At 62.2% G+C, this 18497-nt stretch carries 11 protein-coding genes and 1 pseudogene; 9 read left to right on the forward strand and 3 right to left on the reverse strand.

Annotated features, from left to right (window positions below):
• The first annotated feature begins 131 nt into the window (after window positions 1–131).
• Window positions 132–2015 (forward strand): methyl-accepting chemotaxis protein, encoded by a 1884-nt coding sequence (locus QAO71_RS13715; protein ID WP_036989330.1) that lies wholly within the window; start codon window positions 132–134, stop codon window positions 2013–2015.
• 6 nt (window positions 2016–2021) lie between these two features.
• Here the strand turns inward: QAO71_RS13715 and QAO71_RS13720 are convergent, their stop codons facing one another.
• Complete coding sequence (locus QAO71_RS13720; protein ID WP_051610781.1) at window positions 2022–3050, reverse strand: acyltransferase family protein; 1029 nt, start codon at window positions 3048–3050, stop codon at window positions 2022–2024.
• Between the two features lie 232 nt (window positions 3051–3282).
• Here QAO71_RS13720 and QAO71_RS13725 point away from each other — a divergent pair.
• Both QAO71_RS13725 and nagB read left to right on the forward strand, forming a co-directional pair.
• Window positions 3283–4187, forward strand: a pseudogene (locus QAO71_RS13725) (SDR family oxidoreductase).
• A gap of 129 nt (window positions 4188–4316) precedes the next feature.
• Window positions 4317–5039: a glucosamine-6-phosphate deaminase gene (gene nagB, locus QAO71_RS13730; protein WP_036989327.1), complete on the forward strand. Its 723-nt coding sequence runs from the start codon at window positions 4317–4319 to the stop codon at window positions 5037–5039.
• 13 nt (window positions 5040–5052) lie between these two features.
• Here nagB and QAO71_RS13735 read toward each other — a convergent pair whose 3' ends face one another.
• Together QAO71_RS13735 and QAO71_RS13740 are read right to left on the reverse strand one after the other, a co-directional pair.
• On the reverse strand, window positions 5053–5697 hold the full coding sequence (locus tag QAO71_RS13735) for a LysE family translocator (protein WP_280164703.1): 645 nt from the start codon (window positions 5695–5697) through the stop codon (window positions 5053–5055).
• Between the two features lie 76 nt (window positions 5698–5773).
• Window positions 5774–6937: a type III PLP-dependent enzyme gene (locus tag QAO71_RS13740; RefSeq protein ID WP_036989320.1), complete on the reverse strand. Its 1164-nt coding sequence runs from the start codon at window positions 6935–6937 to the stop codon at window positions 5774–5776.
• A gap of 417 nt (window positions 6938–7354) precedes the next feature.
• Here QAO71_RS13740 and glpD point away from each other — a divergent pair, with 417 nt between their 5' ends.
• The 6 genes from glpD to urtB all read left to right on the forward strand — a co-directional run bounded on the left by glpD (window position 7355) and on the right by urtB (window position 18452).
• Window positions 7355–8890 (forward strand): glycerol-3-phosphate dehydrogenase, encoded by a 1536-nt coding sequence (gene glpD / locus QAO71_RS13745; RefSeq protein WP_280164704.1) that lies wholly within the window; start codon window positions 7355–7357, stop codon window positions 8888–8890.
• A 267-nt stretch (window positions 8891–9157) separates the two neighbouring features.
• Complete coding sequence (atzF, locus tag QAO71_RS13750; protein WP_280164705.1) at window positions 9158–10942, forward strand: allophanate hydrolase; 1785 nt, start codon at window positions 9158–9160, stop codon at window positions 10940–10942.
• A gap of 16 nt (window positions 10943–10958) precedes the next feature.
• Window positions 10959–14576 carry an urea carboxylase gene (gene uca / locus QAO71_RS13755; RefSeq protein ID WP_280164706.1) on the forward strand — a complete coding sequence of 1206 codons (3618 nt, stop codon included), beginning with the start codon at window positions 10959–10961 and terminating at the stop codon, window positions 14574–14576.
• A complete protein-coding gene (locus tag QAO71_RS13760) occupies window positions 14573–15280 on the forward strand; it encodes a GntR family transcriptional regulator (RefSeq protein ID WP_280164707.1) in 708 nt (235 codons plus the stop codon). The genes uca and QAO71_RS13760 overlap by 4 nt, the downstream gene beginning before the upstream one ends.
• A 160-nt stretch (window positions 15281–15440) precedes the next feature.
• Window positions 15441–16682, forward strand: a complete 1242-nt coding sequence (gene urtA, locus QAO71_RS13765) for an urea ABC transporter substrate-binding protein (RefSeq protein WP_235818240.1) — start codon at window positions 15441–15443, stop codon at window positions 16680–16682.
• Window positions 16683–16784: 102 nt separating this feature from the next.
• Window positions 16785–18452 carry an urea ABC transporter permease subunit UrtB gene (gene urtB, locus QAO71_RS13770; RefSeq protein WP_074777693.1) on the forward strand — a complete coding sequence of 556 codons (1668 nt, stop codon included), beginning with the start codon at window positions 16785–16787 and terminating at the stop codon, window positions 18450–18452.
• Window positions 18453–18497 lie beyond the last annotated feature (45 nt).

Raw genomic sequence — 18497 nt, forward strand, 5'->3', positions numbered from 1 at the left:
ATGGCTGACGCCTGCCCGCTGGGCGGGCGTCTTTCGCCCTCAAGCTCCCTGTCTCGCTGCCGATACGACCTTGACGTAACCGACCGGGCACCTTCTGGCCCGGCTTTCCGTTTTCCAAGGTACAGGCGGCCATGAACCTCAAATTCAGTCATAAAATCCTGCTTGCCGGCTGCGGCATCGTCATTCTGGCGTTCTCTCTATTCGCGCTGTACAACGATTATCTGCAACGCAACAGCATTGGTAACAATCTGGAATTCTCCATCGACCAAGCCGGAAAGCTCACCGCCAGCAGCGTAGAGAACTGGCTCAGCGGCCGCCTGTTGTTAATGGAGAACCTGGCCGAGAACATCGCCAACCACCCGCTGGAAACTACCCGGGCTGAGCTGGTTGGCCAACCGACCTTCAGTTCGCAGTACCTACTCACTTACCTTGGCAGTGCCGATGGCAGCCTCATCCAGCATCCGCCTGTGGAGCTGCCCGACGACTTCGATGCCCGCACCCGGCCGTGGTATACCGATGCGGTGAAGGCCAACGGCAGCATCCTGACCAAACCTTATCTCGATCAGGTCACCAATGGATTGGTATTGACCATGGCCACACCGGTCACGCGTCATGGTCAACTCGCTGGCGTGGTCGGCGCTGACCTCAGCTTGGACACCCTCGTCGGCATCATCAATTCGGTGGACTTCGGTGGTCTGGGCCATGCGTTCCTGGTCAGTGATAGCGGTCAGATCCTGGTCTCTCCCGAACAGTCCCACTTGATGAAGCACCTCAAGGAGATCTACAGCGCGAGCGAGTTGCGTATGGAGCGGGAGCTGCAGCAAGTACAGCTGGATGGTCAGGAGCGCATGCTGTCCTTTACGCCGATCAGCGGCCTGCCCTCGGTGAACTGGTATATCGGCCTGTCCATCGATCGGGACCAGGCCTACGCCCCGCTGGCGCAGTTCCGCACCTCGGCGATCATCGCCATGCTGGTCGCGGTAGCCGCCATTGCCATGCTGCTGAGCCTGCTGATCAAAATACTGATGCGTCCGCTGCAGAACATGGGCCGGGCGATGGCGGATATCGCCGACGGTGAAGGTGATCTGACCCGCCGGCTGGCGGTCGAAAGCCGCGACGAATTCGGTGAGCTGAGCGCCTCGTTCAATCAGTTCGTCGAACGCATCCATGCCTCCATCAGCGAAGTGGCCTCTGCTACAGGTCAGGTGCATGACCTGGCGGTGCGGGTAATGAACGCGTCCAACTCGTCCATTGCCGGCTCCAACGAACAGAGCGCTCGCACCGAAAGCGTGGCCGCAGCCATCAACGAGCTGGGCGCCGCCGCTCAGGAAATTGCCCGCAACGCGGCCGACGCCTCCAACCAGGCCAGCAACGCCAGCGAGCAAGCGGAAGATGGGCGGCAAGTCATGGCCAGGACCATTCAGGCGATGACTGCCCTGTCCGATACCATCAATACCTCGCGGGAACAGATCGAGACCCTGAATACCAGTACCGAGGACATTAGCCATATCCTCGATGTGATCAAGGGCATTTCCGAGCAGACCAACCTGCTGGCACTCAACGCCGCAATCGAAGCTGCCCGAGCCGGCGATGCGGGTCGCGGGTTTGCCGTGGTGGCCGATGAAGTACGTAATCTGGCCCACCGCACCCAGGAGTCCGCCGAGGAGATTCACCGCATGATCACCACCCTGCAGCAGGGCTCCCAGGAAGCGGTGAATACCATGCACGCCAGCCAGGCATCCAGCGTCGAGAGTGTCGATGTGGCCAACCAGGCCGGCGAACGGCTGGGCACCGTGATGGAGCGGATCGTCGAGATCGACGCCATGAACCAGTCGGTGGCAGCCGCCACCGAGGAGCAGACCACCGTGGTCGAAGCGCTGAACATGGATATCAGCCAGATCAACCTGCTCAACCAGCAAGGCGTGGCGAACCTTCAGGAAACCCTCGGCGATTGTGATGCCCTGTCCCATCAGGCCGGCAGGCTCAAGCAGTTGGTGGACAGCTTCAAGATCTGAGCCAGCTCAGCGCCCTGCCCGCGGCTGATTCCAATTGACGGGCAGGGTCAGCCAGCGGCTGATAGGTGCGGAAAACAGATAGCGCAACTGCAGCCGCTGGGCGATGGCCAGCGCGAGCAGCGGCAGCAACAGGCCGCCGGCCACCCCCGCCACGGCGTGCAGCAGGAACGAATCCACACCACCGACCTTGAGCAACACACGCACGCCGCTGCCGGCCAGGATATGCATCAGATAGATCGCCATGGAAGCCGTACCCAGATAGGCGACAAATCCCAACGGCCGGCGGGCGGACCAGCAGCAGAGCGTTACCACAGCCGCGATCGAGAGCAGCGCCAGCAGCAGCGACAACATTCCCCGATCGGCATAATGCAGTTCCAGCAGACCATGGAAGCCGTATTGGGCGGCCGCGAACAACCCCAGCATGAACAATACCTGCCAGCCAGACGCAACCATTCCACGCACCTGGTCCGCATAGAGGATACCCAACGCGAAAAACACGAAATTATCCGCGATATAGCGCAATGCCACGACTTCTGGCAGCAGCGGCGGGAATAGATAAAGCAGCGCCGCGATCACGACTACTGGCAAGATCGAGCGCCGGGACAGGCTGAACACCGCAACGGCCAGCAGAAAGCACAGCAGCAAGGCATACAGGAACCAGAATTGCGCCCGCGGCGCCCATAGCAGCGCAAACACCTCCGCATAGGTGACCGCGCCGTTGGTGTAATCGGCCAGAGCAGCCTCGATCAGCCCCTGGAGAATGGACCACAGCACATAGGGGTAGAAGATGCTGTCGAGCTTGCTGAACACCATCCCACGGGCGCCCTTTGCCGCCAGCGATTGCCGGAAGAACAGCCCCGCCAGAAAGAAGAACAACGGCATGTGAAAGCTGTAGACAATGCTGTCCGACAGTTGATAGAAGGTTTCCGGCATGGGAATTCCGGCGCTGTGCAGCCCACGCAATACATGCCCGTATACCACCAGGACGATACCCAGTGCCTTGGCGTGATCCACCCAGAGGTCCCGATTCTCCATCACCGTCTCCCATCAGGCGCATAAATGTCGCAGCCAGCCGAGCATAGCGCCGCGCGCCGATCGGCCACCTATCGAATGGCTAATGCTTTATTCGGGGTGGGCAGATTATTTATGTCAGACCATTCACCAGCCCGGAACGGCTTGCCGGTTCTCGGCAACTGCATGACACTGTGCGGCAACTTTTCCGTGGTGCCTTAGGGTTCCGCAATGCATTCCTGCCAAGGAGATCTCCATGAGCGACATCCGTTTTGAAGACAAGGTGGTCATCGTCACCGGCGCCGTGGTGGCATCGGCCGCGCTCACGCACTGCTGTTCGCCAAGCATGGCGCCAAGGTTATCGTCAACGATCTGGGTGGCAGCACCCAGGGAGAAGGCGCCAACAGTGAAGCGGCGCTGAAAGTGGTCGAGGAAATCAAGGCCGCCGGCGGTACCGCGATCGCCAACCCGGACAGCGTGGTGGACGGCGACAAGATCGTACAGTGCGCCATGGACAACTTCGGCCGGGTCGATGTGGTAGTCAACAATGCCGGTATCCTGCGCGACAAGAGCTTCGCCAAGATGTCCGATGCCGATTGGGACCTGGTGTACAAGGTGCATGTCGAGGGTGCCTACAAGGTGACCCATGCCGCCTGGAACCACATGAAAGAGCAGAACTTCGGCCGTATCATCTTCACCGCGTCCACTTCCGGCATCTATGGCAACTTCGGTCAGGCCAACTACGGCATGGCCAAGCTGGGGCTGTATGGTCTGACCCGCACCCTGGCCATCGAAGGCCGCAAGAACAACATCTTCGTCAACGCCATCGCCCCGACCGGTGGTACGCGCATGACCGAAGGCCTGTTCCCGCCCGGTGCGTTCGAGAAGCTCAAGCCCGAGCTGGTCAGTCCGCTGGTGGTCTACCTGTGCTCCGAGCAGTGCCAGGAAACCTCCAGCCTGTTCGAAGTCGGCGGCGGCTGGATGGGCAAGGTGCGTTGGGAGCGTTCGCTGGGCATCGGCTTCAATCCGGATGAAGGCTTCAGCCCGGAAGATGTACAGGCCAATTTCGACCAGCTGTGCAGCTTCGAGAATGCCGTGCATCCGAAGGACAACATCGAAGCACTGAAGGAACTGATGCAGAATATCCAGAAGTTCAGCTGAGAACGTCCTGCCTCTGACCCATTTTTTGCCCATTTCGGGGCAAAAATGGGCATTTCGCTTTCAACCCGTTGCGTTCGCGGAGTAGAATCCAGCGCTTTATCTCTGGCCACCGGCCCAGGACCCGAGCGCATGAAGATCATCACCGTCAAGAACTACAACGAGCTCAGTACCACCGCCGGCCGGATCATCGCGGACCTGGTAAGCAGCAAACCCCGCTGCACCCTGGGGCTGGCCACCGGCAGCACACCTCAAGGTACCTACCAGTATCTGGTCGAACGCTACCGGGCAGGTGAGATTTCCTTCAAGGAAGTACAGACCTTCAATCTGGATGAATATTGCGGTCTGCCGCGCAGCCATCCGGAAAGCTACTTCCGCTTCATGCACGACAACCTGTTCAGTCACATCGATATCCAGCCGGAAAACCGGCATATCCCCTGCGCCGAAGGGGGCGATCTGCAGAGCCAGTGCGACGCCTACAACGCCCTGCTGCGCCAGGCGACAGTCGACCTGCAGCTACTCGGCATCGGCAGCAATGGCCATATCGGCTTCTGCGAGCCGGGCACGCCCTTCGAACGGGAAACCTTTCTCACCCAACTGGCCGAGAAAACCCGACAGGATAATCAGCGCTTCTTCAATTCCCTGGAGGAGGTGCCCACCACGGCCATCACCATGGGCATCAAGAACATCCTGGAAGCACGCTCCATCCTGCTGATCGCCAGCGGCAAGGCCAAGGCCGAATGTATCAGCCAGATGGTCAACGGCCCGGTCACCGAAGCTGTCCCGGCCTCAGCCCTGCAGCGTCATCCGGATACGACCATTATTCTCGACGAAGAAGCCGCTGCGCTGCTGTAGTCGCGGGACGGTTCTACCGCAACGACCCGGCAAGTTCCAGCAGCGAAAAACCGGCACCGACTACAGCGATAACGAGCAGAAACCCGGCGGAGAGGATCGAGATGATTCGCCGATTGCGCTGGAAGATCCCACCCTTCATTACCGCAATGTAGGCCACCAGAATCAGCAGATCGAAAACGATCCACAAGGCAGTAAGAATCGTCAGGCTCAATCCCGCGCCAGCGGTGATGCCGATGAACTGTGGAAAAAAGGCAATGAAGAACACAATGTCCTTCGGATTCGAGATCCCGACCAGAAAACCGTTCAGCATGGGATATTGCCGCCGGCTGGCAGCAGGGGTGGCAACGCTATCCGCTACTGCTGGCGTCACGGCAAATTCGCTGCGCAATGTTGCGCAGGCGACCCAGCCAATAAAGACACAACCCAGCAGACTGACCCAGCGCAACCAGAGATCATTGATCAATAGCAGCCCGGAAATCACCAGCGCCGCACTGCCGATGAGCAGCAACGACGCCAGGTTGGTGCCCAGCACGGTACGCAAGGCGTGACGAAACCCAAACCGGGAAGCATCGCTGATGACCAGCGCAACAACCGGGCCGGGCGTCGAAATCAGCAGCGTGATAGTCGCCAGGTACATCAGTAACAGCGGGTAGTTCATGCAGTTTCCATCCCCGCATCATGGCTATGAGTCGGGCGCGACCCGGTCGAGCGCGCCCCGCCCCGTCGCCACCTTCTCAGACGTAGAACGCCTCCAACGGCGGGAAGCCATTGAACTCGATCGAGCTGTAGCTGGTGGTGTAAGCACCGGTGGACAGCCAGTACAGCCGGTCGCCGATCGCCAGATTCAGCGGCAGGCCGTATTTGTAGTTCTCATACATGATATCGGCGCTGTCACAGGTCGGGCCGGCAATGACGGCTTCTTCCAGCTCGCCGCGCTTGTCGGTCCAGATCGGGAACTTGATCGCCTCGTCCATGGTTTCCACCAGGCCGGAGAACTTGCCCACGTCGGTAAACACCCAACGCTCCAGCGCAGTATGGGATTTGCGCGAGACCAGCACCACCTCGCTGACCAGGATACCGGCGTTGGCAATCAGCGAACGCCCTGGCTCCAGAATGATTTCCGGCAGTTCGTCACCGAAATCTTCCTGCAGGAAACGGGTGATTTCCTCAGCATAGGTCTGCAAGGTATTGGTCTTGGTCAGGTAGTTGGCCGGGAAGCCGCCGCCCATGTTGATCATCTTCAATACGATGCCGTCTTCTTCCTTCAGGCGCTCGAAGATTACCTTGACCTTGGCGATAGCCGCATCCCAGGCGCCGATGTCGCGCTGCTGCGAGCCGACATGGAAGGAAACGCCATAGGGGTCCAGGCCCAGCTCCTTGGCCAGTACCAGCAGATCCATGGCCATGTCAGTCTGGCAGCCGAACTTGCGCGACAGCGGCCAGTCGGCGGTGGTGGATCCTTCAGTCAGGATGCGTACATAGATCTTCGAGCCCGGCGCGGCCTTGGCGATGTTGCGCAGGTCGGCTTCGGAGTCGGTGGCATACAGGCGTACGCCCTTCTCATAGAATGCGCGGATGTGTGCCGACTTCTTGATGGTGTTGCCGAAGCTGATCTGTTCCGGCTTGACGCCCAGCGCCATCACCTTCTCCAGTTCATAGATGGAGGCGATATCGAAATTCGAGCCCTTGTTCTTCAACAGGCTCAGCACTTCGTTGGCTGGGTTGGCTTTGACGGCATAGTAGATCTTGCCGTAGGGAAAGCCCTCGACCAGCTCGTCATAGGCGCGGTCGATGGTTTTCAGGTCCACGACCAGAAAGGGGGTTTCATGCTGATCAGCACAGGCACGGATACGGCTGAAGGTATCGCGGTCAAAATATTCGTCGAGCTTGATGGTCATGGCGTCGGCTCCAAAGCATAAGGTCTGGTGTCGGGCCGCGTGGGGACATTGGGATCAGCTGCAGGGCAGACAGGCGTACCTATCCCCTGGTCAGGAACCAGGACGAGGGACGCCTTCCGTAAGCGACTCTGAACGCATAGCCAACACACAACCCGGGGGTGCGAACGTCTGATCAGTATCCCCACTTTGGTTCGCCTACTTCCCAAGGCGTGCGCCGAAAGCAATAAGTCCGCTCCCCTGGGGAACCGGTCTTGCTGTCTCGTCGTCAGTACTTGAGCCGTATGGATCGTGCCAGCCTCAACGTTCGGTGCGCACCATAAAACCAAGCGAGTTCGCGGTCAATAGGTTGAGGCTGCTCATATGCAATAATCCATCGTGGGTGATGTTCGTGGCCCACTCAGCAGAGGAATTTCCGACATGCGGGACGCACCCGTTCACAGTCCAAGCCTGGCAGCAGATGATGACATTCATGATGTAATCATCATCGGAGGGGGCATCAATGGCTGCGGCATCGCCATGGATGCTGCCGGGCGCGGTCTGAAGGTATTGTTGTGCGAACAGGATGACCTGGCCTCGGCCACCTCCTCGCGCAGCAGCAAACTGATCCACGGCGGGCTGCGCTATCTGGAGTTCTACCAGTTCCGCCTGGTCGGCAAGGCCCTGGCCGAACGTGAGGCGCTCCTGCGCAATGCGCCGCATATCATCTGGCCGATGCGTTTTCGCCTGCCCCATCGGCCGCACTTGCGCCCGGCCTGGATGATCCGCCTCGGATTGTTCCTCTATGATCATCTGGCTCGCCGCGAAACCCTGCCCGGCTCCCGCGGCCTGCGCTTCGACCAGACCAGCCCGCTGAAACCGGAAATTGTTCGCGGCTTCGAGTATTCCGATGCCTGGGTCGATGATGCCCGGTTGGTGGTGCTGACCGCGCGGGCCGCTGCCCAGCGGGGCGCCCGCATTCTGCCCCGTACCGCCTGCGTCGATGCCCGGCGCGTCGACGACCTCTGGCAGGTGACACTGGAGGACCGCCAGAGCGGTCAGCGCCGCAGCTACCGCAGCCGGGCACTGGTCAATGCCGGCGGCCCCTGGGCGGCTGACCTGCTGGAGTCGGTCATCGATACACCGATCCGGCGCCCCCTGCGCCTGGTCAAGGGCAGCCACATCGTGGTGCCGCGCCTGCATGCCGGGGAAGAGTCCTACATCCTGCAGAATGAAGATAACCGCATCGTTTTCGTCATTCCCTATGAACAGGATTACTCCCTGATCGGCACCACCGACGTGGACTACCAGGGCGACCCCGCTGCAGCTGAGCTTTCAACTGAAGAAGGCAATTACCTGCTGCATGTGGTGAACAACCACTTCCGCCAGCAACTGACCCGGCGCAATATCCTCTGGAGCTATGCCGGCGTCCGGGCGCTGTTCGACGGTGAGGATGGTGCGGCCCAGGCTGCGTCCCGGGATTACTTGCTGGATGTGCATGCCCAACACGGCCACCCGCCATTGCTGTCGATACTCGGCGGCAAGATCACCACCTACCGCCGGCTGGCGGAGGAAGCCACCGACCAGCTCTGCGAGCTGCTGCACAGCCCGGCGCGGGCCTGGACCCGCGAAGCGACCCTGCCCGGCGGCGACTTCCGGGATCAACAAACATTGCTGGCCGACCTGCAGAAGCTCTATCCCTGGCTACCCGACGCGACGGCCCGACGCTTCACCCGCAGCTACGGTACGCTCACCCATGAACTGCTGAACGGCTGCCGCAGCATGGATGACATGGGCCGCCATTTCGGTGCCGATCTGTACGCCCGGGAAGTGCATTATCTGATCCAGACCGAATGGGCCACCACGGCCCAGGATGTGCTCTGGCGCCGCTCCAAGCTGGGCCTGCATATCCGCTCCAGCGAGGCCGCGGTGTTGCAGGATTTCATGGATATTCGCAGCAAGTGGCGCCCCACCTGAGGGCGCCGCATGCCGCCCTGCCCGACACCTACGGGCCAGCGCGGGCGCACCAAATCCACTCGCCCCATCACCCGCTGGCACTGAAAGGGCGCGCAGCCAGCCTGTCCACCCACTCCAGACGACCCGGTAATCAGGTTATCTAACCCGCTGCTATGCATTGATTTTTATTAATATTTTTTAACCCATAAAATTATTTTCCGCGGTTGGCACGCTCCCTGCTGAACACCTCTTGCATACAAGACGGTATTCAGACGCACGGGAGGTTCAATGTCGCAGCAAACCGGATGGACGCTCGAAGAATGGCGCCAGGCCTATCGAAATAGATCCATAACCCCCTCTGGCGCCCTGCACAATCTGCGCGCTCAGCTGCATAGTGGGGACCCGGCATGGATTCACGTGGTCTCCGGCGCCGAACTCGATGCCCAGCTCAATGAGCTCGACGCCCTGCCCGATGCGATCAATCTACCGCTGTACGGTATTCCCTTCGTGGCCAAGGACAACATCGACGTGGCCGGACTGCCGACCACCGCCGCCTGCCCGGCCTTCGCCTATACCCCCAGCCAAGATGCCACCAGTGTCGCCCGGTTGCGCGCGGCCGGGGCCATCGTGCTGGCCAAGACCAACCTCGACCAGTTCGCCACTGGCCTGGTCGGTACCCGTTCACCCTACGGTGCGGTGCCCAACAGCTTTAACCCGGACTATGTATCCGGTGGCTCCAGCTCCGGTTCGGCCGTCGCGGTCGCCCGTGGCCTAGTGCCGTTCAGCCTAGGCACCGATACCGCCGGCTCTGGCCGGGTGCCCGCCGGCTTCAACAATATCGTCGGGCTGAAGCCTACCCGCGGGCGCTTCAGCACCAACGGTGTGGTTCCCGCCTGCCGCAGCCTGGACTGCGTCTCGGTATTCGCGCTGAACGTGGCGGACACCGAGGCGGTGGCCGCAATACTCGAAGGCTTCGATCCTAGCGACAGCTATTCGCGCAGCGCGACGCTGCCGGCCAGCCCCATGGGCGAACACCCGCGCTTCGGTATTCCCGCCAGGCCGGAATGGTTTGGCGACAGCCAGGCCGAAGCAGCCTGGGCAGCCGCCCTGGCCCAGCTGGGTGAGATTGGCGTGGAATTGCTGGAGCTGGACTTCAGCCCCATGCAGGAATTGGCGCAGCTACTTTACGGCGGGCCTTGGGTAGCCGAGCGCTACGTCGCCATCCAGGAATTCATCGGCGGGCATGCCGAGCAGATGAACCCCGTGGTACGCGGCATCATCGAGCAGGCTGGCCATTTCAGCGCCACCGACAGCTTCCGCGCCGAATACCGCCGCGCCGATCTGGCGCGCCAGATCCAGACCCTGATGCAATCGGTGGATGCCTTGCTAGTGCCCACTGCGCCGACCCTGCCGACCCTCGCCACCCTGGCCAGCAACCCGGTAGACGGCAACAGCCAGTTGGGCATCTGGACCAACTTCGTCAATCTGGCCGACTGCTCGGCCCTGGCCTTGCCCGCCGGTATCCGCGCCGATGGCCTGCCCTTCGGCATCACCCTGGTCGGCGCCGCCTGGCAGGATGCCGCCCTGGCCGAATTCGGCCGGCGCTGGCAGGCCCACGCGCCCTGGGCACTCGGCGCCACCGATCGCCGCCTGCCGACACCACCGGTCAGCAACCAGGTACCCGACGGCCATATACGCCTGGCCGTGGTCGGCGCTCACCTGAGTGGCATGCCGCTCAACGGGCAACTGACCGAGCGCCATGCACGCTTCGTCGAAGCCACGTTCAGTGCCGACAACTACCGCCTGTTCGCCCTGCCCGACACCACACCGCCCAAGCCCGGCCTGGTCCGCTCGGCCAACGGCGCACCGATCGAAGTGGAGCTGTGGGACATGCCGACCCATCTGTTCGGCAGCTTCGTCGCGCTGATTCCCGCCCCGCTGGGCATCGGCACACTGACCCTGCAAGACGGCCGCGAGGTCAAGGGCTTCATTTGCGAGGGTGCCGCTGTCGAGGGCGCAACCGATATCACTCACCTGGGCGGCTGGCGCGCCTATATCGCCTCGCGCGGTTGATAAAGGAATGACTCCAATGCTGCATACCGTACTCATAGCCAACCGCGGCGAGATCGCCGTGCGGATCGCCCGCACCCTGAAGCGCATGGGCATCAAATCGGTCGCGGTGCATTCCGACGCCGACCGCAACAGCGCCCATGTCAGCGCCTGCGATCAGACCATCAGCCTGGGCGGCAACAGCGCCGCCGAAAGCTACCTGCGCACCGACCTGATTCTCGCTGCCGCCCGCAACAGTGGCGCGCAGGCAATCATTCCCGGCTACGGCTTTCTCTCCGAAAACGCCGCCTTCGCCGAACAATGCGAAGCCGCCGGTATCGCCTTCTGCGGCCCGACACCGGAGCAGATTCGCCAGTTCGGCCTCAAGCACAGCTCGCGCGAAATCGCCGAACAGGCCGGCGTGCCGCTGACGCCCGGCACCGGCCTGCTTGGCTCGCTGGACGAGGCGCTCAGCGCTGCGGAGCGGCTGGGTTACCCGGTGATGCTGAAAAGCACCGCCGGCGGCGGCGGTATAGGCCTGACCCGCTGCGACGACCAGGCGACGCTGATCGACGCCTATGACAGCGTCAAGCGCCTGGGAAAGAACTTCTTCAGTGACAGTGGCGTATTCCTCGAACGCTTTGTCGACAACGCCCGGCATGTCGAAGTACAGATCTTCGGTGATGGCCAGGGCAGCGTAATAGCCCTCGGCGAGCGCGACTGCTCGCTGCAGCGGCGCAACCAGAAAGTGGTTGAGGAAACCCCGGCGCCGCAGCTGCCGGCCGCCACCCGCCAGCAATTACTGGACGCCTCGGTGAACCTCGGCAAGGCGGTCAACTACCGCTCCGCCGGCACAGTGGAGTACATCTACGATGCCGCCCGCGACGCCTTCTACTTTCTCGAGGTGAACACCCGCCTGCAAGTAGAGCATCCGATCACCGAAGCCTGCACCGGCGTCGATCTGGTCGAATGGATGATCCGCACCGCCAGCGGCCAACCGCCGACGCTGGACATCGACATCCAGCCCAGCGGCGCTGCCATCGAAGTACGCCTGTATGCCGAGGACCCGGTCCGCGACTTCCAGCCCTCGCCGGGAGTGCTAAGCGACGTCAGCTTTCCCACCAGCGCCCGCATCGATACCTGGGTCGCCACCGGTACCGAAGTGTCACCCTATTACGACCCGATGATCGCCAAGATCATCGTGCATGGCCGCGACCGCGCCGAGGCGCTCGGTAAGATGCGCGAGGCGCTCGACGCCACCCGCGTGGCCGGCATCGCCAGCAATCTGGATTACCTACGGCAGATCATCGCCACCGAGTTCTTCGCCCAGGGCGACGTAGCCACTAACCGGCTGGCCACCTTCACTTACCGCCCGCCGGTGGTGGAAGTCATCCAGCCCGGCACCTATACCAGCGTGCAGGATTATCCCGGCCGCGCCGGTTACTGGAGCGTCGGCGTGCCCCCGTCCGGGCCGATGGACGACTATGCCTTCCGACTGGCCAACCGCATCGTCGGCAACCATGCCGGCGCCGCAGGGCTGGAATGCACCCTGATCGGCCCGACCCTGCGCTTTCACAGCGATACGCTGATCGCCCTCACTGGAGCCCGCTCGGATGCCCGGCTGGACGGCGAAAGCGTGCCCTTCTGGGTGCCGGTTGCGGTCAAGGCCGGACAGGTGCTGGTCGTCGGCAAGGCCGAGACAGGCTGCCGCGGTTACCTCGCGGTGCGTAACGGCTTCGATGTGCCGGTGTATCTGGGCAGCCGTTCGACCTTCGTCCTCGGCCAGTTCGGCGGCCACGCCGGCCGTACGCTGCGGGCCACCGACATGCTGCCGATCAGCAATCCACAGATCGTCGCCTGCACCACGCCAGCGCCGCTGTATCAACCCGCTGCCGCGCCAGCAGCACTGGTTCCCGACTATCCCAGCGAGTGGGAAATCGGCGTGCTCTACGGCCCGCACGGTGCCCCAGACTTCTTCACCGAAGACGCCATCGAGATGTTCTTCGCCACCGCCTGGGAAGTGCACTACAACTCCAATCGCCTGGGCATTCGCCTGAACGGGCCGAAGCCGACCTGGGCCCGCAGCGACGGCGGCGAAGCCGGGTTGCACCCGTCCAATATCCACGACACCGAGTACGCCGTCGGCTCGATCAACTTCACCGGCGATATGCCGGTGATCCTGACCAAGGACGGCCCCAGTCTTGGCGGCTTCGTCTGCCCTGTGACCATCGCCAAGGCCGAGTTGTGGAAGGTCGGCCAGGTCAAGCCCGGAGACCGCATCCGCTTCAAGCCCCTGAGTTTCGACCAGGCTCTGGCGATGGAACGGGCAACCGACCGCGCCATCGAGCAATTAGCCGAACAGCCGATGCTCGCGCAGGCAGTGCGACCCCCGTCGGCAACCGGTCTGCCCGATTGCATCCTGGCCAGCCTGGCCGAGCACGGCGACCGACCAAGCGTCACCTACCGGCAGGCCGGCGATAAATACATTCTGCTCGAGTATGGCGCCAACGTACTGGACCTGAGCCTGCGCCTGCGTGTGCATGCGCTGATGGAAGCGCTCAAGGCCCAGCCCATTGACGGCATCATCGAGCTATCCCCCGGGGTGCGCTCCCTGCAGTTGAACTACGATAGTCGGATCATTCACCAAGATACGCTGATCGACCAGTTGGTAGTGCTGGAAACCCAGCTGCCGGATGCCGCCAGCCTGCGCGTGCCCAGCCGCATCATCCACCTGCCCATGGCCTTCGAGGACTCCTCCACCCTGGATGCCGTGGTCCGCTATCGCCAGTCAGTGCGCGACACCGCGCCCTGGTTGCCAAGCAATACCGAATTCATGCGCCGCATCAATGGTCTGGACAGTGTCAATCAGGTACGCGACATCCTGTTCAGCGCCAGCTATATGGTGCTCGGTCTGGGCGACGTCTACCTCGGCGCACCCTGCGCGGTGCCGGTCGATCCACGCCACCGCCTGCTGACCTCCAAGTACAACCCGGCGCGCACCTATACCGCCGAGGGCACGGTGGGCATCGGCGGTGTGTACATGTGCATCTACGGCATGGACTCACCAGGCGGCTACCAGTTGGTCGGACGCACCCTGCCGATCTGGAATACCTTCCTCAAGAGCCCGGCGTTCATCAACGGCGAGCCCTGGTTGCTGAAATTCTTCGATCAGGTGCGCTATTACCCGGTCAGCGAAGCCGAACTGGACGAACAGCGCGACGCCTTCCGCGAAGGCCGCCTGAGCCTGCGTATCGATGAGGGCTGGTTCGATCTGGCCGAGCACCAGGAGTTTCTGCACCACAACGCTGACAGCATCGCCGCCTTCAAGGCCAGCCAGCAAGCGGCATTCACCCGGGAGGTGGCGCTGTGGCGGTCCGACGAAGAGGCCCAGGTCGACGCCGCCCTGCAGGTGAATATCCAGAGCGGGCCGATCGAGGTGGACGGCCATGCGGTCACCGCCGATATCAGCGGCAATATCTGGAAGCTGCTAGTGGAGCCTGGCCAACGCGTGGAAGCGGACCAGCCGCTGCTGATCGTCGAGGCGATGAAAATGGAATTCGCCGTGCATGCCGATCGCAATGCCCGGGTCGGCGCCATTCACTGCGCGGCAGGCCGGCAGGTGAACGCCGGGGACCTATTGCTGGTTCTCGAGGAATGAGCACCGTGCGCAGGCAGAACCTGACCGAGCGGATCTACCAGCAGTTGAAGCAGAGCATTTTCGATTTCCAGCTACTGCCCGGTGATCGCTTTACCGAAAGCGAAATCGCCGCGCGCATGCAGGCCAGCCGCACGCCGGTGCGCGAGGCGCTGAGCCGCCTGCAGCGGGAGGGCTTCGTCGAGGTGTCGTTTCGCAGCGGCTGGCAGGTCAACCCCCTGGATTTCCAGCAATTCGAGCAGCTTTATGACGTGCGCATCGTGCTGGAAATGGCTGCCGTCAAGCGCCTTTGTGCAATGGAACCAGCCCCCGACTTGAGCGCGCTCGAGCGCATCTGGCTGGTAGCAGCGGAAGACCGTTTGGAGCATGGCCCGACGGTCTGCAGCCTGGATGAGCGCTTCCATGAACAGCTGGTGGAAGCCTGCGGCAATACGGAAATGGCGCGCATTCACCACGACGTGACCGAACGCCTGCGCATCGTGCGGCGCATCGACTTCACCGAGCGCCCCCGGATCGAGGCCACCTATGTGGAGCACGCCAACATCCTGCGCCACATCATCGAGCGCCGCAGCGACGAGGCGCAATGGCTGCTGAAAAGCCATATCGAGGAAAGCAAGGCAGAGGTCCGGCGGATCACCCTGCACATGATTTTCCAGGCACGACACCAACCGAACAACAGCTACCCGCCACTGCAGGCAAATAGCTGAAACCAGAAGGCCCGGCGCAGGACGACCGGGCCCGGAGTGCTGCACCCGCTGTTCGAAATCGATTTTCACAGCTGTTGGACACGATCACGACAATGGAGATGGACACATGAAACTGAAGAAAATGGTCAAACAGGCCGGGGCGCTCGGCGTTGCCTGTAGCATGGCCCTGACCGCTCTGGCGGCGCAGGCGGACACCATCAAGGTCGGCGTACTGCATTCGCTGTCCGGCACCATGGCAATTTCGGAAACCACCCTGAAAGATACCATGCTGATGCTGATCGAAGAGCAGAACAAGAAAGGCGGTCTGCTCGGCAAGAAACTGGAGCCCGTGGTGGTCGATCCCGCCTCCAACTGGCCGCTGTTCGCCGAACGCACCCGTGATCTGCTTGAGCAGCATCAGGTCGATGCAATTTTCGGCTGCTGGACCTCGGTATCACGCAAGGCGGTACTGCCGGTCATCGAGGAACTCAACGGCATCCTGTTCTACCCGGTGCAGTACGAGGGCGAAGAATCCTCGCGCAACGTATTCTACACCGGCGCCGCGCCGAACCAGCAGGCGATCCCGGCCGTCGACTATCTGAAGGATGAACTGGAGATCGAGCGCTGGGTACTGGCCGGCACCGACTACGTTTATCCACGCACCACCAACCGCATCCTTGAAGCCTACCTGAAAGCCAATGGCGTGGCCGACGAAGACATCCTGATCAACTACACCCCGTTCGGTCATGCCGACTGGCAGAACATCGTCGCCGAGATCAAGCGCTTCGGCAGCACCGGCAAGAAGACCGCCGTGGTATCCACCATCAACGGTGACGCCAACGTCCCCTTCTACCGCGAACTGGGTAATCAGGGCGTGTCCGCCGAAGACATCCCGGTGATCGCCTTCTCGGTCGGTGAAGAGGAGCTGTCCGGTATCGACACCGCTCCGCTGGTCGGCCACATGGCCGCCTGGAACTATTTCATGAGCGAGGAAACCCCGGAGAACGCCGCCTTTATCAAGACCTGGCACGATTTCATCGGCGACACCGAGCGCGTCACCAACGACCCAATGGAAGCCCATTACATCGGTTTCAACATGTGGGTAAAAGCAGTCGAAGCGGCTGGCACCACCGACAGCGACAAGGTGATCGACGCCCTGGTTGGCGTGGAAGTGCCGAACCTGACCGGTGGTGTCAGCAAGATGCTGCCCAACCACCATATCACCAAGCCGGTGCTGATCGGTGAAATCCAGAACGACGGCCAGTTCCTCACCGTGTCGAGCACAGATGAACTGGTGCCCGGCGATGCCTGGTCCGACTACCTGGAAGGCAGCAAGAACCTGGAAGCCGATTGGACCGCACCGATCAACTGCGGCAACTACAACACCGCCAGCAAAACCTGCCTGGGCGCCCAGCCCGAGTAACCAGCAGACCGAACCGCTGGCGGCACTATCGCCAGCGGAATCCGCAGCAGCAGCCCATCGCCGCTGCGTTTGATTACTCCGAACCATACCAGGACCGCCGCTATGAACCCTCCTTGCCGCTTCACACCCCGGCATACCCTGCACGCCGTGCTGCTCTGGCTGATGTGCTTCAGCGCCCTGCCCCTGCACGCCAGCGCGCAATCCCCCGCGGCCCCCGCCGAAGCCCGGACGGGTGCCGTGCCTGCCGCGCAGCCGAGCTTCGAGCAACTGGTCCAACAACTGCCTGGCGGTAGCCTGCGCGACCGCACCGCCACCATCAACCAGCTGTCCAACCAGCGCGACGAACGCCTGGCCGACATTTTCAATGCCCTGCTGGCCGGTGAGCTGCTGGCCGACAAGGATACCCCGCCCACCATTGCCATACGCAGCGGCGAACAGCTGACCGATGCACTGACCGGTACCGCGCTGAGCGATAGCACCGGCTTGCGCCGGATTCCGGTCAACAACAACCTGCGCACCCAGCTGCGCGGCCAGGTGGCGCAGCTGCACCTCAACCACTCCGATACCGACAAGCGCTACGCCGCCGTGCAGCGCTTTATTCGTGATGGCGTCAATGCCGACACCGCTGCGCTGCTGCACGCGCATCAGGAGCTTGAAGAGTCCGATCGAGTGCAGGGTGCGATCACTACCGCACTGGCGGTGTACCGGCTGCAATCGGCCGACAGCGGTATTCGCCAGGCCGCCATCAATGAGCTCAGCGGCTCGCTGGAGCAGGAAGCGCGCAACGCCCTGCGCGGGATTGCCGCGAATGACGCCGATCCCGAGCTGCGCGCCGCCGCAGCGGAGGCCATCGAGTCCATTCAGGGACGCATCGGTTTCTACCGCTTCGTAGAAAACCTGTTCTTCGGCCTCAGCCTCGGCTCGGTACTACTGCTGGCGGCGATCGGACTGGCCATCACCTTTGGCGTGATGGGCGTGATTAACATGGCCCATGGCGAGTTGATCATGATCGGCGCCTACACCACCTGGGGCGTGCAAGTGCTATTTCCCAACCTGATCGAGTGGAGCCTGCTGATCGCCATTCCCGCGGCTTTTTTGATCACTGCCCTGGTCGGCATCGCCATCGAGCGCGGGGTGATCCGCTTCCTCTATGGACGGCCGCTGGAAACCCTGCTGGCCACCTTCGGTCTCAGCCTGGTGCTGCAACAGGCGGTGCGCAGCCTGTTCAGCCCGCTCAACCGCTCGGTGAGTTCACCCGAGTGGATCAGCGGCACGCTAACCATCAACCCGGTGCTATCGATCACCTATACCCGGCTGTACATCCTGATCTTCGGCTTGCTGGTGTTCTTCGCCCTGATGCTGGTGATGAAACGCACCGCGCTCGGCCTGAAGGTCCGCGCCGTCTCGCAGAACCGCGCCATGGCGCGCGCCGTTGGAGTGCGTTCCAGCTGGGTCGATGCACTGACCTTCGGCCTCGGTTCCGGCATCGCCGGGGTCGCCGGGGTCGCGCTGTCGCAGCTCACCAACGTCGGCCCCAACCTCGGTCAGGCCTACATCATCGACTCTTTCATGGTGGTGGTGTTCGGCGGCGTCGGCAACCTCTGGGGCACCCTGGTCAGCGCCATGAGCCTGGGGCTGATCAACAATTTCCTGGAGCCCTATGCTGGCGCCATGCTGGCCAAGGTACTGGTGCTGATCATGCTGATCCTGTTCATCCAGAAGAAGCCCAAGGGACTCTTCCCACAGAAAGGGCGGGCGGCGGCGGACTGAGGCTCGCCTGCCATCCACAGCCAATGATATCGAGAGGGAAGTATG

It is taken from the genome of Halopseudomonas sp. SMJS2 (assembly GCF_029866945.1).
GTDB lineage: Bacteria > Pseudomonadota > Gammaproteobacteria > Pseudomonadales > Pseudomonadaceae > Halopseudomonas > Halopseudomonas bauzanensis.